Raw genomic sequence first — 21,080 nt, 5'->3', positions numbered from 1 at the left:
ACGGCCGGACCGCACGCCGCTCTACCCGGCGATCCCGTACGGCACGGCCGCCCGGCCGGGCGCTGCCTCTTCCTGCCGCAGCGACAGCGACAGCCAGATCAGCGATCCGGCGGCCAGCACGTGCATCACACCGGTCAGAGGTGTGTCGGGCAGCCGCGCGAGCAGCGCCAGCAGCACCAGCGTGATGCCGTAGCCCCAGGCGGGGAGTCGTGGAAAGACCCGGGCGCGCACCATCGACACGCAGAACAGCACGGTGCCTGCGACGAAGACCGCCACGCCGGCGAGCAGGGCGATCCTGGTGGGCCCGGCGAGCACAGCGGCCGCCACCGCCGGGTCGAGGAAGAAGACGACGAGGTTGAGCGCGAAAGCGATGCCCGCGAAAAGGTTGAGGCCGATCATGTTCACGGCGTACGCGACAGCGCCGAAGCGCCCGGAGGCGTGGCTCTGGCGCAGGTGGAAGGCGGTCACCGCGGGCGCCCCGAACGCGGCTCCGAGGCCGATGACGAAGCTGGTCGCGGCGGTCTCGCCGGTGAACGCCTCGATCGCGCCGGGTATGCCGAGCGACAGCGCCATGACGACGCCGCATACCGTGCCGAAGCGCAACATCCAGGGGAGGGGCATGAAAGCTCCTTGTCGGGATGAACTGGGAACGGTTCGACGGTAGGAGCGAGGAGACCGGCCGGATAAGTGCTGGAGGTAACGATGACGGGATGGTGCGCATGGCCGAAAGGCATGTGCCGTCCGGCCTGGTCGGAAGCCGGCACGGACAGTGGTCGCACCGGGGTGTTTGATGATGGTTCCCCGACGCCGGTCGATGCGCCGGTCCGCATGAGACGAGTGCGGCCTCGCGTGCAGGGTCCGGGGCGGCGCACCGCCTGGACGGTGCTGCGGGTGATCAACTCTTTGAAGGACGCGGCGGTACGGCCGGTGAGCGCGAAGGAGCCGAAGTCAGCTCGCCGGCTTCTTCCCGGAGCCGCCACGTCCGGCTCCGACGCCGTCAGCGTGGCGGGACTGCGCCGATCAGTCGGCTGACCGCCTCGAGGTCGCCGGTCACCGTGAGCGCGCCGTCGTCGATTGCCGAGGCCAGTGAGCGTTCGTGGCTCAGTACGGACTGCAGCGTGAGGTGGTTGCTCTCAAGGTAGGCGTCCGCCGGGCCGGAAGCCTGGCCGCGCGCGACGGTGGCCAGTTCGCCGTCGACGACCTCGACGCGGTAGACGTCGCGTTCCAGGGCGATCTGGTACGTCGCGGTCCACGGCGCGTCCGGCTGCGGCACGAAGAAGGCGCGCAGGCCGAGCAGTACGGTGTCGGCGCTGATCTCTCCGGTCAGCGGCACGATCGGTGAGCGCATGCCCCAGGTTCGAAGCGCCGCGAACACCGGCTCCAACTCGGCGCCCCATTCGGTGAGTTCGTACGTCCTGCTGGCCGCGGGCGGTGGCAGCGTACGCCTGCGCAGTACGCCGACCGCCTCGAGATCGCGCAGCCGCTGTGCGAGCACGCTGGGGCCGAGTCCGGGCAGGGCGGCCTGCAGGTCAGCGTAGCGGCGTGGCCCGAGGCGCAGTTCGCGCACCACCAGCAGGGCCCAGCGCTCGCCGATCATGTCGAGCGCGTGGGCGATGGGGCATGCCTGCCCGTACGTCCGCTTCCCGGCCTTCTCGGGGGTCTTCGCGCTTGCCATCGTCACCTCGTCCTCAGTCAGCCATTTTAACTATGAAAATAGTAGCATCTACTTCGAATTTCAAAGTAGAGTCATGACGGGGCGCACTCACCCCCGACCCAGGAGGCACACCATGCACGACAGCCGGCCGACCGCGAGCCCGTCCCAGGCCACACCCCAGGAGATGGTGCACACCAACGATGTCGACCTGGCCGTACAGGCCTTTGGCGACCCGGCCGCCCCCGCGATCCTGCTCATCTCAGGCGCGGAGGCGTCGATGGACTGGTGGGACGACGACTTCACCGCCCGGCTCGCCGCATCCGGCCGGTACGTGATCCGCTACGACACCCGCGACACCGGCCGCTCCACGATCTTCCCGGTCGGCGCGCCGACGTACACACAAGATGATCTGCTCGCCGACGCGATCGGCGTGCTCGACGCGTACGGCCTGGCCGCAGCGCACATCGTGGGCATCTCGATGGGCGGGGGCCTCGCACAACGGCTCGGCGTCGAATACCCCGAACGGGTCCTGTCTCTCACCTTGATCTCCACCAGCCCCGGCGGGCCCGGCGGTCCGGACAATCCCGACCTGCCGCCGATGAGCGAGGCGTTGGCCAAGATGTTCGAGGACCCGGATCCCGCCCCCGACTGGTCCGATCGTGACGCGGTCATCGCGTACTTCCTCGCCGCCGAGCACGCCTTCTCCGGCACGATTCCGGTCGACGAGGACCGTGTACGCCGCACCGCTGGGCGCGCGTTCGACCGCAGCCCGGTCCCGGCCGCCGCCTCGAACCATTGGATGATCGAGGGCGGTGCGCCGATCCGCCCCCGCCTCGGCGAGATCACCGCACCGACCCTGGTCCTGCACGGCACCGAGGACCCGCTCTTCCCCTACGGTCACGCCGAGGCCCTGGCCCGTGAAATCCCCGGCGCCTGGCTGGTCCCGCTGCCCGGCATGGGCCACCAGATGCCGCCTTACCAGGTGTGGGACACGGTCATCCCGGCGATCGTCGGGCACACCGAGCCCGGCGCGCGGTGACCGGGTGGCCAGGTGGTGTCGTGGTGAGCGTCCAGAAGCAGCTGGTGCGATTCTCGCGGGGCTGCTGCGTCGTCTGCGTGCTCTCCCGCCGCGGGTCTCGACCGACCCAGCAAATCGTGACCGATGCGCCGAGGGTGGCGTGCTGCCGGGCAGGGCCGAGGTGAGCGGGGTCATCGTACCGGCAAGGTTCACCCGCCCTTGATCAGGCCATACTCACTGATCGGCGGCGAAGGCTCTTCCCGGCGATCGAAGACCTGATCATGAGGAACAGGACGCCAAGCCTGGCCGTCGCGGCCACGGCCACGATGGTGATCACACCGGGGGTGCGCCACCAAGGACGGTAGTCGGTGAAGCCCGTCGTGTCATCCCTCGGTTCCGCCAGGTCGTACCGCCAAGCCAGCAGGAGAATCAGCCAGTAGAGCAAAGTCAGCGCGCCGGACAGGAAGAGCATCATCTTGTACGCCCTGATCCGGCCGAGCAGAAGCGAGATGTCGACGGCGGCCAGGAGCGTGCCGAGGACGCCGAGCGTGAGCGCTATCCGCGAGATCCACGTCCACGTGTTCACGATCATCCAGTCGACATCACCTGGCCCTACCTCCAGGTCTGCCACCCAGATGCCGGCGAAGTTGACCACGGCATACGCTGCCGCGCACGCGGGTCCGGTGAGCGCCAGAACCTTGCCACGCCACAAGCCGTCGTCCGCTTGAACCCGCCTCAGCGCCTTCGAGTAGATCAGCAAAGCCAAGGCCGACAGCTGGGCGGCGGCGGCCGCCAGGAGTGTCACGGTCAGGGCAGGCTGGTACCAGTGGGGGAGCAGCGTGTGGCTCGTGAGGGAAAGGGCAGAGTCGAGTTCCTGGATCTGCCAGAGGACGTCGTCGGCGACGGGGTTGCTCGCATGGACGTGCCACAACCAGAAAACGTAGGCCAGGCTCAGTGGCCCCATGAGCAGGGCGACCAGGTTGTATCGTTCTCGTCTCCGAATCAGCCGGGCCAGAGCGCCGATGAGGACCGCGGCCAGGACGAAGAAGGCCGCGACCCCTTGTGTTCTGCCCCACGCGACGGTGTCGAAGTGCCCCATGCCGTACTCGAGGTAGTCCCGGCTCTGGGACAGAGCCTTTCTCGCGGCCGCCTCCACGTCGGCGCAGGCGGCGATGTTCAGGGCCGTCACGACGGCTCCGAACGGCAATATCGACCACATCAGCGCCGTGGCCGCCCGCACACTTCGGTTCATAGCGATCATGTTCGATTGGATGCCCTAACGACATGATCGGTTCTCGGTCATGGCCGGCGCGTGGCTGGACACGCTACGCGAGGCGTACGCCGAAGGCGATCCCGGCGCGCCAATGCGATGAGCGTGTCCCAGAACGCCTGCCCGGTCGCGGCCACCAGCCAGCCGGCCACGATCACGCCGACCGAGCCCGCGGTGTCGGCCACGACCTCCAGGTAGGCGCCCTTGACGTTGAGGCTCTCGCTCGCGCCGGAGCGCAGCAGACCCAGGGCGACCAGGTTGACGGCCAGGCCGATGGCGCCGACCACCAGCATCGGGGTGGAGGAGACCTCCGCGGGGCCGCCGATGCGGCCGAGCGCCTCGGCGACCACGTAGAGCGCGACGCCGAGCATGAGCACCACGGCCAGCAGGGACGCGAACACCTCGGCCCGGTAGGAGCCGTAGCTGCGGCGGCCGGTGGTGTCGGGGCGGGTGGCGATCTTGGTGGCGACCAGCGCGGCGCCGAGGGCGACCACGTCGGCGGCCATGTGCCCGGCGTCCGACAGCAGCGACAGCGAGCCCGAGATCAGGCCGAAGGCCAGCTCGACCACGAAGTAGGCGCCTATCAGGACGAAGGAGACCGCCAGCCGCCACCGGTGGCGACTCCCCGCGTGTCCGTGCCCGTGCCCGGCGCCCATCAGGCGTTCCCATCGCGTTCGGGATGCAGGGCCTCGGTGTGCTCGGTGTGGGCCAGCGCCAGGTCGAGCAGCATGCGCACGTGCGGGTCCTCCAGCCGGTAGTACGCCATGCGACCGGAGCGGCGTGCGGCGACGATGCGGTGCGCGCGCAGCAGCCGCAGCGCGTGAGAGACGGCCGACTCACTCTGCCCGGTGACCGCCGCCAGGTCGCACACGCACAGCTCCCCGTCCAGCAGCGCGACCAGCAGCCGCAGCCGGTTGGGGTCGGACAGCAGCCCGAAGACGTCGGCCGTGTCGGTCAGATCGGCAGCGGACGGCATCCGCTCGTACACGGCGGCGACTCGGTCGGCGTCGACCACCCGGGCAGTACAATCGTCCAACACCAAAACCTGCTCATATGAAGAACTATTCATATGAGCAAGGTAGAGGATGGCTGAGGCCGCCGGTCAAGGTCGGGCCCCTCGGATGCGTACGACGGACCCGAGGCAGCCGCTGCGCGCTCTCAGAAACGGCTGTTTCCGGGGCGGATGTTTTCCGGGACGGAAGGGTCCGTCGGGTCCTCGACCATCACGGCGGCCGCCGCCGCCTTCGCCTCCCGCGCGGCCTTCGCCGCGGCCTGCTTGGCCCACAGCTTGGCCGCCCGGTGGATCTTCTCCACCTCGATGTCGTGGTCTCAGCAGTCGCCGAGGTCGTAGCGGTAGCCGAGTCAGTCCCCGGCCTGGGGGATCAGGGCGGCCAGCGTCACCGCCATAAGGGCGGCTCCTTCGTGGCCGGTCGTGCCGAGGTGCTGCGCGACCAGCAGCGCGATCATGCGGGCTGCAGTCGCCATGCAAGCGACACCTGTTCAACTACCGGCATCGGAACGGACAAGGCCGGCCCACCAGGCTCCGCCTATCAGCGTGAGGAAGAACGATGGCATCGATCGTTTTCGGGACACTCGCCGTAATCGCATTGATCGTGGCCGTGGTGCTGTTCCTCGTGTTGAGGCGGAAGCCGCACACCCGGGTCGGGGCGTACGTCAGCGCGACGATCCTCCTCCTGGGCGCGGGGGTGCTTACCATGGGCTCCCTCTCTTTCGCGAGCCTGGAATCCGCCGGGCTGCAGACCTTCACGCCGGAGGAGCGCGCGGCGGCGGTGCCGTGCAACGCGATGGTCCTGGGGGCCGAAGAGACGTCCAACAAGCTCAACGGACGCTACATCTGGCTGTTGCGGCTCCGCGTGACCCCTCAGGCCGGCAGCCCGTACGAGATCGAGCGTACGGCCCGGCTCACCTCGTCCACGGGGGAACGCCTGGAGCGGGGGAACGTCGTGCTTTCCTGCCTGGTGGCCCCCACCGACCACACCCGGATCGAGATCTCGGCCCTGGCCTGAGTGGCGGCCGGGTTCCATGGTGCGCATGCGTGTCAGCCATGGCTGACACGCATGCGCCCTGTCAATCCAGCTTGACAGCCTCTTTGAGGAAGACGACGCCGTCGATCGTGTCGAGCTGGGCCGGGTCCAGCGGGAAATAGGCGAAATCGTGAGAAACGCGCGGGGCGGGCTTCGTGACGGCCTCGGCCAGGTGGCGGGCGTCGATGAGAGAGTGGTCCCACGGGAGCGTGGACAGGATGCCCTCGACGGTGTCCGGGGGCGGAGTGTTGTCGCCGGCCGTGCCGAAGGCTGAGGCCAGGAAGGCGTACCGGTCGCCCAGGTGTGCCCCGATGATCGCCCCCGCGCTCCACCACTCCAGCAGCTGGTCGCCGAGCGGCATGGAGCTCTTGTTCCGCTGCAGGTGGAGATTGTGGGCGAAGACCAGGGCCGGGCCATGCTCGGCGATGGCATGCAGGTTGGCGGCCATCATCGCGTCCCGCAGGGCCGACAGCCGGGCCCACCGTGCCGGGGAGGCGTCGGCCATCCAGTAGTGGTAGCGGAGCAGGCCGACGGCGGTGCGCCCGTACAGTGCCGCCCGCTCCCTGTCCTCCGCGCTCAGTTGCGGAGCCTGCGTGTCGAGCAGCGCCACCAGATCGTCGGCGATCAGTCGCAGCCGCTGGGCCTCGGCGGACTGGCCGATCGACTGGGACGGATCCATGGCCGCGGCCTCGTTCGACCACCGGTCGTCCGGGCCGATCAGCGTGTCGAGGGTTTCCATGGTGTAGGGGAGCGGGCCGTCGAGGAGGGCGTAGAGGGCGGTGAGCGCCTGACGCGGGCTCTCCGCCCAATACTCCAGAGGGGCGTCAAACCCGAAGAATCGGAGCTTTTCATCATGCTCTTGGTTGTACGCGCGCATCCAGCGCACGAGCTCGCGGTTGGCCGGGGACGTGCCGAAGCGGTGGCTGAAGCCGCGCTCCATGACCTCATCCAGGGTGCCCGTGCCCAAGGTGATGTAGTCGTCGACCATGAGGCCCATGAGGCAGTCGCTCTCGATGGCGAATGACCGGTAGCCCTCGTGCTCGACCAGATGCCGGAAGATCTCGTTGCGCAGCTCGCCCAGCTCCCCCACGAAGTGCCTGGCCTCGCCCAGGCCGAGCAGCAGGGGCTCGGCGGGAAGCGACCGGAGGAACGCCGAGACGCCCGCGCCATCAAGCGGCCGGGCCATGTCCTTGATATCCATGCCTTCAACGGTATCGTTGAACATTCGGTGTAAACTTTGCCATGGAAATCCCCGCTCTCATCGCGATGAACCTTCAATCGATATGCATCCATGAGACCGGTGGACCCGGCGCGCGAGCACGGCCTGTCCACCCAGGCGATCCCGAACTGCGAGGACGCCTGCATCCTGCCCGCCGTCGGCATATGCGCCCGATTTCCGGCCAGTTCTACGGCGGCCCCAACCGGAACGGGGCGGCGATCGGCCTCCCGCTCGCCGCCCCGGCCAAGGGGCGGTCATCGACGTACGGCGTGGCCCGGCCGTGGCCAGGTCAGCCGTCGATGAACTGGTGGTCGCTCTTGATCAGCCCCTCCTCGTTGAGGACGATGAAGTCGAAGCCGACGGAGTCCACCTCGCCCGAGGCCTGGGTCACCATCTCCCAGTTGAACCGCACCGTGTTGTGGTGCCCATTGGCGTTGGGCACGGCTCGGAAGACATACACCTCCGGCCTCACCCATTTCTCGTAGGCGGTGGTGATCCTCACCTCCAGCTCCGCATGACCGTGGACCTCCTGCGACGGCGTGTAGTGGGCGGCATCCGGCGCGAAGAGCTCGGTGATCGCCTTGAGCCGCAGATCGGCGTCGGGCTCGTTCCACACGGCGATGTAGCGGCGCGCGAAGTCGTTCAGGTCGTTCATGGTTCTTCCTCTTTCCTGGTTTCCTGGTTCTTCCGTTGTGTGGGTGGGGTATCGCGTCACGCCTTGACCGTGGTGCGCGGCAGCAGCTGCACGAGTCCCGCGATGGCCAGGGTGATCATGATCAGATAGACCACCCCGTGCTGGAACGCCTGCGTCACGCCGCCGGATAGGCCGTCGTAGAACACGATGCCGACGATGCCGACCCCGAGCGCCCCGCCGACCTGCCGGGTCGCGGGAATGGCCACGTTGACGATGAAGAAATCGAGGATCGTCATGAAAACGCCGGTCAGCACGGTGGGCAGGGTGCCCGTGCGGGGCATGGCCGCTCCTGATAGATAGAACGATCGGTATATACAGGGGATATTAGATAGACCGATTGATCTACTGTCAACCCCGTGCCAGAATCGGACACGTGACGACGAGACCAGGACCCCGCGAGCGGCTGCTCGACGCCGCCCGTGACCTCACCTACACCCAGGGCGTGCACGTCGGCGTGGACGCGATCCTCAAGCAGGCCAACGTCGCCCGCCGCTCGCTCTACCAGCATTTCGGCGGCAAGGACGGGCTCATCGCCGAGGTGCTGCGCGCCGATGTCGGCGAGGCCCGCTATCGCCAGGTCATGGACGAGGCCGGCGATGACCCGCGCCGGCGCGTTCTCGCCATCTTCGACGAGCTGGAGAAGATCACCACGCGACCGTCGTTTCGCGGCTGCCGCTACACCTCGGCCGAGCTCGCTCTCACCGATCCGGCCCATCCCGCCCATGCGGAGGTCCGCGCCTACAAGGACGGTCTCCACCAGCTCTTCACCACCGAGCTGACCCGCCACGGCCACCCCGACCCGAGCCTCGGCGCCGACCAGCTCCTCGTGCTCGTCGACGGGGCGCTCGCCCACGCCGTCACCCGCCCCGACTCCCATCCCGCCCTGGCCGCGCGCGCGATGGCGGAACTCGTCCTCGATCGCGCGCCCCAGCCGTGACCTCCTGCTCACCCGCGGCGGCGAATAACGTACGGTGCTCGGTTTGGCGGGTGAGCGAGACCGGGCGGTACGCTTTACCGACCTCGACGGCACTCGATCCGGGCGGGCCATCGCGTGAGCCGCCCGGCCCCACCCGAAGCCGGAGCGGCCGGTCCGGCGGTGGTCACCCGGAGAGAGCAAGCCTCAGCCTGAGCACGCCGAAAAGCCGTGCTCTCAGCCCGCAAGCAGGAGCAGCCCACCTTGTCCGAGCGACGCGAACACGCAGAGCCCTTCCCTGACGGAAGCCACGGCGACCTGCGGGCCGACTGCGAGCGCTGCTTCGCGCTGTGCTGTGTCGCGCCGGCCTTCGCGGCCTCGGCCGACTTCGCGATCGACAAGCCCGCCGGGCAGGCATGTCCCAACCTGCGGCAGGACTTCCGCTGCGGCATCCATCGCGACCTCAGGAAGCGGGGCTTTTCGGGATGCACCGTTTTTGACTGCTTCGGCGCGGGTCAGAAGGTCTCCCAGGTCACCTTCGGCGGGCAAGACTGGCGGCGGGCCCCTCGAACCGCGAAGCAGATGTTCGAGGTGTTCGCGGTCATGCGGCAGCTCCACGAACTGCTCTGGTACCTGAGCGAGGCGCTGACGCTGCAACCGGCTCGCCCGCTGCACGGCGAGCTCCGCCTCGCGCTCGACGAGATCGAACGCCTCACCCTTGACAGCCCTGGCGCTCTCCTGGGGCTGAACCTGGCCGCGCACCGGCAAGGTGTCAGCGACCTGCTGCTGCGCGTCAGTGAGCTCGTGCGGGCCGAGGTCCGGGGCTCGAAGAAGGACCGCAAGAAGGATCGCCGGGGCGCCGACCTCATCGGGGCCGACCTGCGGGGCGCCGACCTGCGGGGCGCCAACCTGAGAGGGGCTTACCTCATCGGAGCCGACCTGAGAGGCGCCGACCTGAGACTGGCCGACCTCATCGGAGCCGACTTCAGGAACGCCGACCTGCGGGGCGCCGATCTCACCGGGAGCATCTTCCTCATCCAGTCCCAGCTCGACGCGGCGAAGGGTGATGCCGGCACGAGGCTGCCGCCGTCGCTCACTCACCCGGCGCATTGGTCGCCGGGTGACCGAAAGGTCGGGCCTGTCGTCGGCGCGTGATCGAGCGGTGCTCGCCTTCGGCGTCATCGGCACCGCAATGGGCCGCCCGTTCGCGGGAACCGGAACACTGGGCGCTGCGATTGTGCCGGTCTCGTCTTTCTCATTGCAGAAGATCGAAGATCATGTGATTCTTGACGAAATTCACCGCTTCCTGGTTCGAGGTGTGCCGTGAAACGATTCGTTGCGTTCTTGTGCGGTTTTCTGCTCGCCGGCTCGCTTGTCGCACCTGCGGCCGCCGCAGCAGCAGGCGGTGTACGGCTCAAGCTCAGCTACGGATGGTGTGAATCGGCCTGCGAGATCCGCGTCAAAGTGACGAACAACGGCCGGTACAACATCGACTGGGTGGGCGGCACCTGCCGCCTTGAGGTAAATGGACGCTACGTGGGGAAGGGAACGATCTATATCGGCCCCATCAAACGCGGCCATTCCCGCAGCAGCACATGCAATGTCGTCGATTCGCGGCTGAAGAACGCGTGGTGGGATTACCAGGACGGCGAAGCCGGCTTCGAGACGTACGCCACCGCCAGAGCGGTCTACCACTACCGTTACCGTCGCTGAGCCCGTCCGGCCAGGGGCCGGACGCGTGTCAGTTCATGGCCGAGGCGATGCCGAGCCGGTCGAACGCCGCGACCACACTCGGCCCAAGTGCGGCCGGGTCGCCGGCCGCGACTTCACGGCCGGCGTTGTAGCAGGCCAGCGCGATCTGCGGGGCCAGTGCGGCCGTTTCGGCCGACGCGCCCTGTTCTCGCAGGATCTCGCTCATGGCCTCGGCGAAGCGTCGCTGCTTGCGGGCCGCGCGGTCGCCGAGCTCGGGGTTCTCCGCGATCAGCCGCTCGCGCAGGACGTAGCGCCCGGCGTCCCGCGTCGCCTCCGTGCAGATGGCCGTCGTGGTGTCGCGCAGCAGGGCCAGCGCTTCGGGTAGCGACGGCGGCCCGGCGGGACGCAGCTCACGGTGCCGGCGGCCGACATTGTCCAGCCACTCCTGCTCGCCGGCGAAGACGACCTCCTGCTTGTCGCCGAAGTACCGGAAGAACGTCGTCCGGCCGACTTCGGCCCGTTCCGCGATGTCCACGACCGTCACGTCGACGTAGCCACGTTCGGCGAACAGTTCGTAGGCGGCCGCGATGATCTCGTCACGGGCTCGCTGCTGCTTGCGTGCGCGCAGGGTGGGTCGGGACACCGGAGCAGTCTAGCGCTCCCGAACGCGATCCATTATGGTACGGAGTCCCAACTGGTACGAGATTCCCAAGGATTAGCGGATGAGAGCGGTACAGATCACCGAGTTCGGCGGGCCGGAAGTGGTGGCCGTGCGCGAGGTGCCCGAACCCCGGCCCGGAGCCGGGCAGATCCTCATCGACGTGGCGCGATGCGGGGTGAACTTCGCCGACACGCTGCTCCGCGAGAACGCCTACATCGCCGCGGCCGCACTGCCACTGGTGCCGGGAGGCGAGGTCGTCGGCCGGACCGCGGACGGCCGGCGGCTGGCTGCCATGATCGAGAACGGCGGATACGCCGAGAAAGCCGTGATCCCCGAGGACAGGGCGTTTCCGGTGCCCGAGGAAATCGACGACGTCGCCGCCGTCGCGCTACTCGCCCAGGGGCTGACCGCCTGGTGGCTGATCAACCACACCGGCCATGTCCGACCCGGGGAAAGCGTGGTCGTGCACGCGGCGGCGGGCGGCGTCGGCTCGCTGGCCGTACAGCTGGCCAAGATGAGCGGCGCGGGCCGGGTCATCGCCACGGCCGGCACGCCCGAGAAACGCGAGCTCGCGCTGTCTCTCGGGGCGGACGCCGCCGTCGACCCCGCGGCCGAGGACCTCACCGCGGCGTTGTGCGAGGCGAACAACGGCGAACACGTCGACGTGGTCCTGGAGATGACCGGCGGCCGTGTCACCGACCAGAGCATCGCCGCACTGGCGCCCTTCGGCCGGCTCGCCTTCTACGGAATGGCCAGCCTGGTGGAACCCGAGAAGGTGTCGCCGCGCGCGCTGCAACGGCGCTCCGCCACCGTCAGCGGCTTCTGGCTCATGAACGCGTTCGCCCGGCCGGAGACCCTCCGCAAGGCTTACGCGGAGCTGACGGCACAGGTCGCCGCAGGTGAGCTCCGCGTGATCCACGGGGGTGACTACCCGATGTCGGAGGTCCGGCGCGTACACGAAGACCTCCGCGGCCGCCGAACAACAGGCAAGCTCGTCCTCGACCCCAGCCGGTAACGCCGCGAAGGTGCGGGCCTCCGGGCGGTGCCCGGAGGCCCGCACCTTGTCCGCTGGAGGACCGGCAGCCTGCGCCCGCCCCGCCTTCGGCGTTTCACGGCGCCGGTTTCTCCCTGGCGGATCCCTTTTCGCCTGACGCGACAGTGAGGCAGCGGTACAGCAGGTCGTGCAGAAGGGCGCGTTCCCGCTCGTCGAGGGGCGCCAGGATGTCCTCCTGGACCGCGGAGGCCTTGGCGTTGAGCTCGTCCAGCGCGGTACGGCCCGCCGACGTGACGGTCACGAGAACGCGTCGCCGGTCCACCGGGTCCCGGGCCCGCTCGGCATAGCCGGCCGCGCCCAGCTCGTCGACGATCTTGACCACATCACTGGGGTCGATGCTCAGCCGGGAGGCGAGGTCGCGCTGAGCGTGCGGACCGAAGTCCGCCAGCGCGGCCAGCACCGCCATGTGCCACAGGCGAAAGCCGTCGCCCGCGAGCCGTTCGGCGAGCCGGGTCCGTGCCGCCTTGCCCGCTTTCGACAGCAGGTACGTCGTGAGCGAGGTCAGGGTGGGCGGTGTCTCCTTCATGGAAAACATTGTAGGTTTAACCCAATGATGGGTGCACACCTATGAATATGAAGTGGAGTTCACGATGGACGTCCTACACCCACGCCTGCTGGTCAGCCGGTTCGCCGACTGCTTCCGGTTCTACGACGCGGTGCTGCCGAAGCTGATCGGCGCGACCCGCACCCGGGGCGCCGAGAGCGGCCCCTACGCGAGCTGGGACGTCGGCACCGAGGGCGTGCTGATGCTGTTCGACCGCGCGGCGATGGCCGCGGTGGTCGGCACCACCGATCTGCCGCCCACGGCCGCGGCGCAGGACGGGGCCATGCTCGTCAGCCGCGTCGACGACGTGGACGCCGGTTTCGACCTGTGCCTCCGCCACGGCGGGCAGCCGGTCTCGCCGCCCGCCGACCGCCCGGAATGGGGCCCCGGGATGCGGACCGCGCATCTGCGCGACCCCGAGGGCAACCTCATCGAGCTCCAGTCCTACTGAGCCCCGGGACCCCGCCGGGGTCCCGAACCCGTACCACCGCACGGCCGGCCACGACGGGCCCCTGCCGATCCCCCGAAGCCGGCCATGGCGACCTCACAATTCCCCGTTCCCGAACGTTGACCAAGTGTGAGGGAATACCAGGCGGCCACGTCCAGGAACCGCCCGCCAGGGCCGGCCGGTAACGGGCCGCGAGGTGCCGCTCACGCGACGGGCTCGCGCGACGGCGCGGGCCCGTCACCACTGCCGGGCCGACGCCGGAGCGCGGGACCGGCCTTCGTGCGGGCGCGGGTGGCCGCGCCCGGCGGACCGAGGGGGAAGAGGACGCCATGAGAACGCACACGATGATCGACTCCCCGATGGGAACGCTGACCCTCGTCGCGACCGACGGGGTCCTGAGCGGCCTCTACATGGAGAACCACCGGCACATGCCGGACCCCTCCATGTTCGGCCCGCGGGTCGGCACCGGATTCGAGGAGGCCACGGAACAGCTCGCGGAGTACTTCGCCGGCCGGCGCCAGGACTTCACGCTGCCCACGCGGTTGCACGGCAGCGACTTCCAGCGCCGGATCTGGCAGACGGTGGCCGGCATCCCGTACGGGCAGACGTGGACCTACGCCCAGCTGGCCGACGCGGTCGGCGGGCGCGAGGTGATCCGCGCGGTGGGCGCGGCCAACGGCAGGAACCCCATCGCCGTGGTGGTGCCCTGCCACCGCGTCGTCGGCAGCGACGGCAGCCTCACCGGATTCTCCGGCGGCCTGGCGCGCAAGAGGTTCCTGCTCGACCTGGAGCGTCCCGCCGGTACGGGACAGGAACAACTCTTCTGAGCGGGCGGGTACCAGCCACCGGGCGAACCCGGCCGCCGCCACCGCCCACCATCACGTCGGGGCGCACCCGGCGCTCCACGTTAGCCTGTACGGCCTGCACCCCGGCGAGTTCGGCGGGCTCGATCACTACCGCCGACATCTCTGCCGAGAATCACATGTCGATCTTTACCTCAATGTCCTGGGCCGTCCAGGATCGGGTGCGCTCACCGTTACCGAACGGCAGGATGTTGTGGTTGATACGGAAAAGGCGGTTCGGGTCGTACTTCGCCTTCAACGCGGCCAGCCGCCGGTAGTCCGCCTCGGTGTAGGCCCGCCTGACCCGCTCGGGAGCCGAGTCGTGGTCGAACAGGAACCCCGGAAGCATGGCGCCGGTGTCCCACCGCCGGAGCCGCTCCAGCACCTCGTCGGCGGCCTTGCGCGCCGCATCGGCCTGCTCGGCCGGAGCCGGCACCCGCAGCCACAGGTGGAAGGCCGCGCCCTGGGTGCTGACCGCGTGCGAGCGGCCGGGCGGCCGGTTCAGCGCCCCGCCCAGGTGACGTAGCTCGATGCCGGGAAACGGGCCCCCGGGCGTCGACGGGTCGATGAACGAGACCAGCTCCTCCACGGCCTCCTCATCCAGTTCGTGCAACAACGCGCTGCGCAGGTGCACCATGACCGGGTTCTTGGGGTCCTTGTAGATCTCGGTGATCTGCGTGTACGGCATGGCGCCGCAGGTGTCCTTCTCCGGGCCGAGCGCACGTAGCGGCTCCACCAGCCGCGCGCCCTGCTCCTCGTTCCCCATGTAGACCACCCGGACCTGCACGAATGAGCGGCCACGGAACTCCTCGGGCAGCTGCGGCGCGTCGGGGAAGCGCAGCAGCGTCACCGAGGACGACATCTCGTCGGGCTGCTCCTTGACCCAGGCCAGGTAGGAGCCGAGCACATGGGCGGCGTGCCTGGGGTCCTCGCCCGGGTAGTAAAGCTCACCACCGTAGATGGTGCGCAGCGGCAGCAGCTCGATCTCGGCCGCGACCACGACACCGAAGTTGCCCTTGCCACCCCGCACCGCCCAGAACAGGTCGGGCTCCTGGGCGGGCGAGACGGTGCGGAGCAGGCCGTCGGCGGTGACGATGTCGAGCGAGCGGATGTAGTCGGCGGCGAAGCCGTACGTACGGCAGGCCAGCGGGAGCCCGCCGCCGGTCAGGTAGCCCATCACCCCGACCTGGCCGGAGGAGCCGCACAGCGGCACGAGGCCGTGCTCGGCTGCTGCGGTGAGCACCTCACCCCACCGCAGCCCGGCTCCGATCCTTGCGGTGCCGGCGCGCGGGTCCACCGACAGCTCGCGCAGCTCCCCGGTGGCGATGAACACGGCTCCATCCGCAGGCACCGACTTGCCGTGCCCGGTCGACTGCACCGCAACCGGGCGTCCCGCCTCCGCCGCGAACCGGACGGCGGCGGCCACGTCATCGGCGTCGGCGGCGATCACGACCGCCGCGGGCCGGTGCTCGACCGTCAGCAACCAGCCGGAGCAGGCCTCCTCAAAGCCCTCGTCACCGGGGTAGAGCGTGCGCCCCCGGATCGGCGCGCCCAAGCCGGCGTTCGGCGCTACCACTACTCCCTGCTCGCCGCGCTGGAGGAGTACGGCCCGGCCAGCCAGGCCGCCCTCGGCCGCCGCACCGGCATCGACCGCAGCGACATGGTGGCGACCGTCAACGACCTCGCCGAACGGCAGCTCCTCGAGCGCGCACCCGACCCAGAAGACCGCCGACGCAACATCATCACCATCACCGCGGCAGGCCGAGGGCAACTCGCCCACCTCGACCGGCTACTCGCCGCCGCCCAAGACGAGTTCCTCGCCCCGCTGCCCGCGGCCGACCGGCGGAACCTGATCGACCTACTCACTCGCCTCGTCGATCATCACGGCGACAAGCACAACTGATGTGCCATTCGGTGATCGGGAGTAGGCCTGTCGTTAAAGATCTTGTCACCGGATATACCCGAGGAGGTTAGGCCACGTCAGTACTACAGAGCTCACCCGGCGCCGCCGCGTCGCGCTCGGCTTGATCGGGGGCAGGGGTGCTGTTCAGGTCACGCACCCGCCTTCGCGGTGGTCGTGGGGTCCGGCCTCGCCTTCCACTATGCGCCGGTAGTTGGGGCACTGGGTGAAGTCGTCGGCCGTGCACTGCATGAGGTGCTCGATCAGCGCCTTGGACGCCGTTATCTCCTGGAGTCGGTGCTCCAGCTCGGCGTGGTGGCGCCGGAGGAGCGCCTGGCGTTCGGCCTGGCCGGGGACGCTGAGCATCTCCCGGATCTGCTCCAGGCTCATCCCCGCCGCCTTGGCACGGATGATCGTCAGGACGCGCACGAGGTGGTCGCGGGTGTAGCGGCGGCGGCCGCTCACCCTGGTGGCCGGAGTCAGCAGACCCATGGCCTCCCAGTGGCGCAGCACGTGCGGTGCGAGATCGAACCGCTCGGCCACTTCTCCGATCTGCATGTGCTCGCTTGACTTCATGTTGACATTAACTTGCAGAGTTGTCTCCACGTCAAGCGATCACCGCTTTATCGGAGGCAAACATGTTCGACGCCGTCATAGTCGGCGCAGGCCCGGCCGGCATGGCCGCAACCTTGACCCTGGGGCGGGTCCACCGTACGGTGCTCCTGCTCGACGCCGGGCAGGGTCGCAACGCCCCAGCCGCGCAAGTGCACAACTTCCTGACCCGGGACGGCACGCCGCCCGCCGAGCTGCGCGAGCTCGGCCGCGAGGAACTGGCCGCTTATCCGTCGGTCGAGGTGCGGGCCGGAACGGTCAGCGGCGTGCGCGTCCTGGACGGGGACGGCTTCCGCGTGGAACTGTCCCATGGCGGTGCGGCGGAGGCGCGGCGGCTCCTGCTGGCCACCGGGCTGGCCGACGAGCTTCCCGGCCCGCGCGGGGTGGAGGCGCTGTGGGGCCGGTCCGCCTTCCACTGTCCCTACTGCCACGGCTATGAGTGCACCGGCAAGCAGGTCGCGGTGATCGGCGCAAACCCGGCCCGGGTACGGCTGGCGCTGCAGCTGAGCCGCTTCGCCGCCGATGTCACGCTCTGCACCGGCGGCGGACCGCTCGACCCGGCGTCGCGCGCCACGCTGGAATCGAACGGTGTCACCGTGCGCTGTGAGGCCGTCGCCCGCCTGGAGGGGACAGGCGGGCAGTTGGAGCAAATCGTCTTCGAGAGCGGCCCGCCGCTGGCGAGAGATGCGGCATTCGTCGTCAACGTGCCGCGCCAGCGCTCTGACCTGGCCGCCCGCCTCGGCTGCGCCTGCTTCGCCGACGGGTGCGTGGAGGTGAACGAGTTCGGCCAGACCAGCGTTCCGGGGGTGTACGCGGCGGGTGACATGGCGCGGCGGGCCACCGTGCCGGTGCCGCTCGCCGCCGTGATCGCCGCCGCGGCGAGCGGCACCGTCGCCGGCTCGGTCATCGACCAGGATCTGCTGTGCGCCGACTTCGACCTGCCCAGTCCGTTCGCGCAGGAAAGGGGCTGAGCGCCGTGTCCGCAGATCTCGCGCAGACCACCTCCAGCGCACCGCCGAGGGCGGGCAACGTACCACTCGCCACGGCCGGCCTCCTGATCGGCATGCTGCTGTCGGTCCTGGACCAGACGGTGGTGGCCATCGCCCTGCCCGACATCGCCGCCGACCTGGGCGGCATGGACGCGATCAGCTGGATCGTCACCTCCTACGTACTGGCCTCGACCGCGACCGGCGCGCTCTACGGACGTATCAGCGACCGGTTCGGCCGGCGCACGGTCTTCATCACCGCGATCGCCGTCTTCGTCGCGGGCTCGGCGCTGTGCGGCCTGGCACAGACGATGCCCCAGCTGATCATCGCAAGAACCGTGCAGGGAATCGGCGCGGGCGCGCTGTTCGTGCTGCCCACGATCGCGCTGTCGGAGCTGTACCCGCAGCATCTGCGCAGCAGGGTCCAGGGTTTCACCGGTGGCGTCTTCGCACTCGCCAGCGTGGGCGGCCCGCTCGCCGGCGGCGCGATCACCGACGCCTGGGGCTGGCGCTGGATCTTCTACATCAACCTGCCGCTCGGCCTGCTCAGCGTGGTGCTCACCGCGTTCGCGCTGCGGCTGCCCAAACCCGGCGGGGACGGCAAGGTCGACCTGGCGGGAGCCGTACTGATCGCGGGCGCGATCGTGGACCTGCTGCTGGTGGCCGAATGGGGCGGCCGAGCCTACACATGGACCTCCGGCGTGATCCTCACGTTGATCGGAGCCTTCGCCGTACTGCTCGCCCTGTTCGTCTGGCGGGAACGACGCGCGACGAACCCGCTGCTGCCGCTGCGGCTGTTCGCCGATCCCGCACTGCGCGTCGCGCTTCCCGCCACCGCGCTGCTCGGCGCGCTGCTCGGCGGATCGATCGTCTACCTGCCCACCTATCTGCAGGCCGTGTATGGCATGGGGGCCACGCAGGCGGGCTTGGCGCTCAATCCGTACGTCCTGACGTTCATGGCGGTCTCCTCCATCGCCGGTGCCCGCATCGGTGCCAGTGGCCGGTTCAAGCCTTACCTGCTCGCCGGCTCGGTGATCGTGGTGCTGGGCTTCACACTGCTGAGCCGTCTCGATCCCGGCACCGCCTACGCCCTGCTCGCGGTGGAGATCGGCGTGCTGGGCATCGGCTTCGGGCTGCTGATGCAGAACCTCGTGGTGGTCGCGCAGAACGCTGCCTCCCCTGCGGATCTGGCCGCGACCACCTCCGCCGCCATGTCCGTCCGCGGGCTGGGCCTCTCGCTCGGCGTGGCGGTCTTCGGCAACCTCCTCGCCCGAGAGCTCCAGGGCCACACCCCGAGTCCGGAGGCGACCGCCGCGGCCATTCCCGACATCCTCTTCTGGGGCATACCGGCCGCCGTCATCCTGACGACGCTGATGGCCTTGCTGCCTCGGACGGTCAATCACCCCGTATCAGGAGCCTCCGGCCGGTCAGGCTGATTTCTCACCGGCGGACGGCCTGCCGCCTGGCCGGCGGAAAGTTCCTGCTCAGCCGGGAGACGTCCCGTCGGCCCGGGCAAGAACAACTTTTTTGGGATGGGCATCTCACATCCGGCCGGTCCATGACGTTTACCTGATGTGAGACAGCAACCCTTCGAAGTGATCGTGGCCCGGTACGGGCCGACGGTGCTGCGCGTGTGCCGCGCCGTCCTGGGTCACACGGCCGCTGCCGAGGACGCCTGGTCGGAGACGTTCCTGTCGGCGATGCAGGCCTATCCGGACCTTCGCCCTGACAGCAACGTCGAAGCGTGGCTGGTCACGATCGCCCACCGCAAGTCCATCGACCAGTTGCGCGCCGAGTCCCGGCGGGCGGTGCCCACCGATGACCTGCCGGAGGTGCCGAGCGGGGACGGGGTGCCCGGCGGCTGGGAGTCCGACCTGTTCGCAGCGCTCAAGGACCTGCCGCTCAAGCAACGCGAGACCATCGCCTACCACTACCTGGCGGGCCTGCCGTACGCGGAGGTGGCCGAGGTGGTGGGGGGAAGCGCGGACGCGGCCAGAAGGGCGGCCGCCGACGGCATCGCCGCACTGCGAAAGACCTACCGGAAAGGAGAAGCCCGATGATGACCGCACGCCGGATCCCCGATGACGCCGGCGACCTGTTCGCCGAACTCCCCGGTATCGACGAGGAAACCCTTCGCCGCCTGCATGCCCGTCTCGCGCTGGCCGCGAACGAGGCCGGGATCCTCGACGTCGCCTACCGCACCCTTGACACCCCCGTCGGCACGCTGCTGCTGGCCGCGACCGAGAAGGGGCTGGTCCGCGTGGCTTACGACCGCGAGGACCATGACAAGGTCCTGGAGGAGCTCGCGGGCAGCGTCAGCCCCCGGGTGCTGCGCGCCCCGGCCCGGCTGGATCCGGCCGCCAGGGAGATCGAGGAGTATTTCGCCGGCCGGCGCAACCTGTTCGACCTTCCGCTGGACTTCCGGCTCTCGAACGGCTTCCGCCGTACCGTCCTGTCCCATCTGACCGAGATCGGCTACGGCACGACCGCCAGCTACGCGGCCGTCGCCGCCGCCGCCGGCAGCCCGAAGGCGGTGCGCGCCGTCGGCACGGCCTGCGCGACCAACCCCCTGCCGGTCGTCGTGCCCTGCCATCGCGTGGTGCGCAGCGACGGGAGCATCGGCCAGTACGTCGGCGGCGTCGAGGCCAAGAAGACCCTGCTGAGCCTGGAGGCCGCGGCATGAGAAGCATGAACCTGGACGGCAACACACCGCTTCCCTGGGCCACCGAGGCCACGGAGGCCATCAAGGTCATGGCCGCGGAGGGGGAGGGGACCGAGGTGGATCTGACGGCCGGCCCCGCCACCCGGGTGGGCCAGGTCGACTGGCGATCCATGACCGAGGAGGTCAACGCCTACGGGTGCGCGATGACGCCGCAGATCCTGAGCCGCGCCGAATGCGCGAGCATCTCCGGGCTGTACGAGCAGACCGGGCGCTTCCGCTCCACCATCGACATGGCCCGCTACCGGTTCGGGTCCGGGCAGTACCGCTACTTCGCCAGCCCGTTCCCCGAACTGGTGGCCGAGCTGCGCGAGGCGTTCTATCCCCGCCTTCTGCCGATCGCCCGCGACTGGGCCCGCAAGCTGGGCAGGCCCGCGCCATGGCCCGACAGCCTGGACGAATGGCTGGCGATGTGCCACGCGGCGGGTCAGGTCAAGCCGACACCGATCCTGCTGCGCTACCGGGCCGGAGACTGGAACGCGCTGCACCGGGACCTGTACGGGGACCTGGTGTTCCCGCTTCAGGTCGTCATCGGGCTGGACGAGCCCGGCGTGGATCACGACGGCGGGGAGTTCCTGCTGGTCGAGCAGCGGCCTCGGGCCCAGTCCCGGGGAACGGCGACGCTGCTGAGGCAGGGCCACGCCCTGGTCTTCACCACCCGTGACCGGCCGGTGGAGTCCGCACGCGGCTGGTCGGCCTCCCCGGTGCGGCACGGGGTCAGCACTGTGCGCCGGGGGATCCGCCACACCCTGGGCCTGGTGTTCCACGACGCCTCCTGAAGGCGTCCCACGACACCACGGCCCGAACAC

The 21,080-nt window shown here is 69.5% G+C and carries 29 protein-coding genes; 15 read left to right on the top strand and 14 right to left on the bottom strand.

Features of this window, described 5'->3' with window-relative positions:
- Positions 1–21 precede the first annotated feature (21 nt).
- Both ACFY2X_RS42580 and ACFY2X_RS42575 read right to left on the bottom strand, forming a co-directional pair.
- On the bottom strand, positions 22–621 hold the full coding sequence (locus ACFY2X_RS42580) for a hypothetical protein (RefSeq protein ID WP_389949632.1): 600 nt from the start codon (positions 619–621) through the stop codon (positions 22–24).
- Between the two features lie 376 nt (positions 622–997).
- Positions 998–1,675, bottom strand: a complete 678-nt coding sequence (locus ACFY2X_RS42575) for a winged helix-turn-helix transcriptional regulator (protein WP_389949629.1) — start codon at positions 1,673–1,675, stop codon at positions 998–1,000.
- Positions 1,676–1,787: 112 nt separating this feature from the next.
- Here ACFY2X_RS42575 and ACFY2X_RS42570 point away from each other — a divergent pair, with 112 nt between their 5' ends.
- Complete coding sequence (locus tag ACFY2X_RS42570; RefSeq protein WP_389949626.1) at positions 1,788–2,693, top strand: alpha/beta fold hydrolase; 906 nt, start codon at positions 1,788–1,790, stop codon at positions 2,691–2,693.
- Positions 2,694–2,895: 202 nt separating this feature from the next.
- Here the strand turns inward: ACFY2X_RS42570 and ACFY2X_RS42565 are convergent, their stop codons facing one another.
- The 5 genes from ACFY2X_RS42565 to ACFY2X_RS42545 all read right to left on the bottom strand — a co-directional run bounded on the left by ACFY2X_RS42565 (position 2,896) and on the right by ACFY2X_RS42545 (position 5,427).
- Positions 2,896–3,924: a hypothetical protein gene (locus tag ACFY2X_RS42565; protein ID WP_389949623.1), complete on the bottom strand. Its 1,029-nt coding sequence runs from the start codon at positions 3,922–3,924 to the stop codon at positions 2,896–2,898.
- 47 nt (positions 3,925–3,971) lie between these two features.
- Positions 3,972–4,598 carry a cation diffusion facilitator family transporter gene (locus tag ACFY2X_RS42560; protein ID WP_389949620.1) on the bottom strand — a complete coding sequence of 209 codons (627 nt, stop codon included), beginning with the start codon at positions 4,596–4,598 and terminating at the stop codon, positions 3,972–3,974.
- Positions 4,598–4,981, bottom strand: a complete 384-nt coding sequence (locus ACFY2X_RS42555) for an ArsR/SmtB family transcription factor (protein WP_389949617.1) — start codon at positions 4,979–4,981, stop codon at positions 4,598–4,600. Before ACFY2X_RS42555 ends, ACFY2X_RS42560 begins: the two co-directional genes overlap by 1 nt.
- A 119-nt stretch (positions 4,982–5,100) precedes the next feature.
- Positions 5,101–5,256: a hypothetical protein gene (locus tag ACFY2X_RS42550; RefSeq protein ID WP_389949615.1), complete on the bottom strand. Its 156-nt coding sequence runs from the start codon at positions 5,254–5,256 to the stop codon at positions 5,101–5,103.
- 48 nt (positions 5,257–5,304) lie between these two features.
- The gene (locus tag ACFY2X_RS42545; RefSeq protein WP_389949612.1) at positions 5,305–5,427 is read right to left on the bottom strand and encodes a hypothetical protein; all 123 of its coding nucleotides are present in this window, start codon (positions 5,425–5,427) and stop codon (positions 5,305–5,307) included.
- A gap of 83 nt (positions 5,428–5,510) precedes the next feature.
- Here ACFY2X_RS42545 and ACFY2X_RS42540 point away from each other — a divergent pair, with 83 nt between their 5' ends.
- Entirely contained in the window at positions 5,511–5,969 is a 459-nt protein-coding gene (locus ACFY2X_RS42540) for a hypothetical protein (RefSeq protein ID WP_389949610.1), read from the top strand.
- Between the two features lie 61 nt (positions 5,970–6,030).
- Here ACFY2X_RS42540 and ACFY2X_RS42535 read toward each other — a convergent pair whose 3' ends face one another.
- The 3 genes from ACFY2X_RS42535 to ACFY2X_RS42525 form a co-directional block, all read right to left on the bottom strand.
- Complete coding sequence (locus tag ACFY2X_RS42535) at positions 6,031–7,188, bottom strand: erythromycin esterase family protein (protein ID WP_389949608.1); 1,158 nt, start codon at positions 7,186–7,188, stop codon at positions 6,031–6,033.
- Positions 7,189–7,495: 307 nt separating this feature from the next.
- Positions 7,496–7,861: a nuclear transport factor 2 family protein gene (locus ACFY2X_RS42530; protein ID WP_389949605.1), complete on the bottom strand. Its 366-nt coding sequence runs from the start codon at positions 7,859–7,861 to the stop codon at positions 7,496–7,498.
- 56 nt (positions 7,862–7,917) lie between these two features.
- The gene (locus tag ACFY2X_RS42525; RefSeq protein WP_389949603.1) at positions 7,918–8,181 is read right to left on the bottom strand and encodes a hypothetical protein; all 264 of its coding nucleotides are present in this window, start codon (positions 8,179–8,181) and stop codon (positions 7,918–7,920) included.
- A 92-nt stretch (positions 8,182–8,273) separates the two neighbouring features.
- Between ACFY2X_RS42525 and ACFY2X_RS42520 the strand changes: the two genes are divergently transcribed.
- From ACFY2X_RS42520 to ACFY2X_RS42505, 4 genes are all read left to right on the top strand, one after another.
- Positions 8,274–8,837, top strand: coding sequence for a TetR/AcrR family transcriptional regulator (locus tag ACFY2X_RS42520; RefSeq protein WP_389949601.1), 564 nt, complete (start codon positions 8,274–8,276; stop codon positions 8,835–8,837).
- A 240-nt stretch (positions 8,838–9,077) separates the two neighbouring features.
- Positions 9,078–9,968: a pentapeptide repeat-containing protein gene (locus tag ACFY2X_RS42515; protein ID WP_389949598.1), complete on the top strand. Its 891-nt coding sequence runs from the start codon at positions 9,078–9,080 to the stop codon at positions 9,966–9,968.
- Between the two features lie 7 nt (positions 9,969–9,975).
- Positions 9,976–10,140 (top strand): hypothetical protein, encoded by a 165-nt coding sequence (locus tag ACFY2X_RS42510; RefSeq protein ID WP_389949596.1) that lies wholly within the window; start codon positions 9,976–9,978, stop codon positions 10,138–10,140.
- On the top strand, positions 10,137–10,526 hold the full coding sequence (locus tag ACFY2X_RS42505) for a hypothetical protein (protein WP_389949593.1): 390 nt from the start codon (positions 10,137–10,139) through the stop codon (positions 10,524–10,526). Before ACFY2X_RS42510 ends, ACFY2X_RS42505 begins: the two co-directional genes overlap by 4 nt.
- A 28-nt stretch (positions 10,527–10,554) precedes the next feature.
- On the opposite strand, the gene ACFY2X_RS42500 is transcribed toward ACFY2X_RS42505, so the two are convergent.
- Complete coding sequence (locus tag ACFY2X_RS42500; RefSeq protein WP_389949591.1) at positions 10,555–11,148, bottom strand: TetR/AcrR family transcriptional regulator; 594 nt, start codon at positions 11,146–11,148, stop codon at positions 10,555–10,557.
- Positions 11,149–11,227: 79 nt separating this feature from the next.
- Between ACFY2X_RS42500 and ACFY2X_RS42495 the strand changes: the two genes are divergently transcribed.
- On the top strand, positions 11,228–12,181 hold the full coding sequence (locus ACFY2X_RS42495) for a zinc-binding alcohol dehydrogenase family protein (protein WP_389949588.1): 954 nt from the start codon (positions 11,228–11,230) through the stop codon (positions 12,179–12,181).
- A 94-nt stretch (positions 12,182–12,275) separates the two neighbouring features.
- On the opposite strand, the gene ACFY2X_RS42490 is transcribed toward ACFY2X_RS42495, so the two are convergent.
- A complete protein-coding gene (locus tag ACFY2X_RS42490) occupies positions 12,276–12,746 on the bottom strand; it encodes a MarR family winged helix-turn-helix transcriptional regulator (RefSeq protein WP_389949585.1) in 471 nt (156 codons plus the stop codon).
- Between the two features lie 64 nt (positions 12,747–12,810).
- Between ACFY2X_RS42490 and ACFY2X_RS42485 the strand changes: the two genes are divergently transcribed.
- Both ACFY2X_RS42485 and ACFY2X_RS42480 read left to right on the top strand, forming a co-directional pair.
- Positions 12,811–13,215: a VOC family protein gene (locus tag ACFY2X_RS42485; RefSeq protein ID WP_389949582.1), complete on the top strand. Its 405-nt coding sequence runs from the start codon at positions 12,811–12,813 to the stop codon at positions 13,213–13,215.
- A gap of 326 nt (positions 13,216–13,541) precedes the next feature.
- Positions 13,542–14,039 (top strand): methylated-DNA--[protein]-cysteine S-methyltransferase, encoded by a 498-nt coding sequence (locus ACFY2X_RS42480; protein ID WP_389949580.1) that lies wholly within the window; start codon positions 13,542–13,544, stop codon positions 14,037–14,039.
- Positions 14,040–14,190: 151 nt separating this feature from the next.
- Here the strand turns inward: ACFY2X_RS42480 and ACFY2X_RS42475 are convergent, their stop codons facing one another.
- Positions 14,191–15,480, bottom strand: coding sequence for an FAD-binding oxidoreductase (locus ACFY2X_RS42475; RefSeq protein WP_389949578.1), 1,290 nt, complete (start codon positions 15,478–15,480; stop codon positions 14,191–14,193).
- On the opposite strand from ACFY2X_RS42475, the gene ACFY2X_RS42470 reads away from it, so the two are divergent.
- The gene (locus ACFY2X_RS42470; protein WP_389949575.1) at positions 15,415–15,957 is read left to right on the top strand and encodes a MarR family winged helix-turn-helix transcriptional regulator; all 543 of its coding nucleotides are present in this window, start codon (positions 15,415–15,417) and stop codon (positions 15,955–15,957) included. The genes ACFY2X_RS42475 and ACFY2X_RS42470 overlap by 66 nt on opposite strands.
- Positions 15,958–16,101: 144 nt before the next feature.
- Here the strand turns inward: ACFY2X_RS42470 and ACFY2X_RS42465 are convergent, their stop codons facing one another.
- On the bottom strand, positions 16,102–16,530 hold the full coding sequence (locus ACFY2X_RS42465; protein ID WP_389949572.1) for a MerR family transcriptional regulator: 429 nt from the start codon (positions 16,528–16,530) through the stop codon (positions 16,102–16,104).
- 62 nt (positions 16,531–16,592) lie between these two features.
- On the opposite strand from ACFY2X_RS42465, the gene ACFY2X_RS42460 reads away from it, so the two are divergent.
- From ACFY2X_RS42460 to ACFY2X_RS42440, 5 genes are all read left to right on the top strand, one after another.
- Positions 16,593–17,537, top strand: coding sequence for an FAD-dependent oxidoreductase (locus ACFY2X_RS42460; protein ID WP_389949569.1), 945 nt, complete (start codon positions 16,593–16,595; stop codon positions 17,535–17,537).
- A gap of 5 nt (positions 17,538–17,542) precedes the next feature.
- Positions 17,543–18,988, top strand: coding sequence for an MDR family MFS transporter (locus tag ACFY2X_RS42455; protein ID WP_389949566.1), 1,446 nt, complete (start codon positions 17,543–17,545; stop codon positions 18,986–18,988).
- 138 nt (positions 18,989–19,126) lie between these two features.
- Entirely contained in the window at positions 19,127–19,612 is a 486-nt protein-coding gene (locus tag ACFY2X_RS42450; RefSeq protein ID WP_389949564.1) for an RNA polymerase sigma factor, read from the top strand.
- Positions 19,609–20,235, top strand: coding sequence for a methylated-DNA--[protein]-cysteine S-methyltransferase (locus ACFY2X_RS42445; RefSeq protein ID WP_389949562.1), 627 nt, complete (start codon positions 19,609–19,611; stop codon positions 20,233–20,235). Before ACFY2X_RS42450 ends, ACFY2X_RS42445 begins: the two co-directional genes overlap by 4 nt.
- Entirely contained in the window at positions 20,232–21,050 is an 819-nt protein-coding gene (locus tag ACFY2X_RS42440) for a 2OG-Fe(II) oxygenase (RefSeq protein WP_389949559.1), read from the top strand. The genes ACFY2X_RS42445 and ACFY2X_RS42440 overlap by 4 nt, the downstream gene beginning before the upstream one ends.
- The last annotated feature ends 30 nt before the right edge of the window (positions 21,051–21,080 follow it).

The organism is Streptosporangium sp. NPDC000396, assembly GCF_042898655.1.
Taxonomy (GTDB): Bacteria; Actinomycetota; Actinomycetes; order Streptosporangiales; family Streptosporangiaceae; genus Streptosporangium.
The sequence above is the reverse complement of the archived record's forward strand: the minus strand, read 5'-3'. Positions and strand labels throughout refer to the sequence as shown.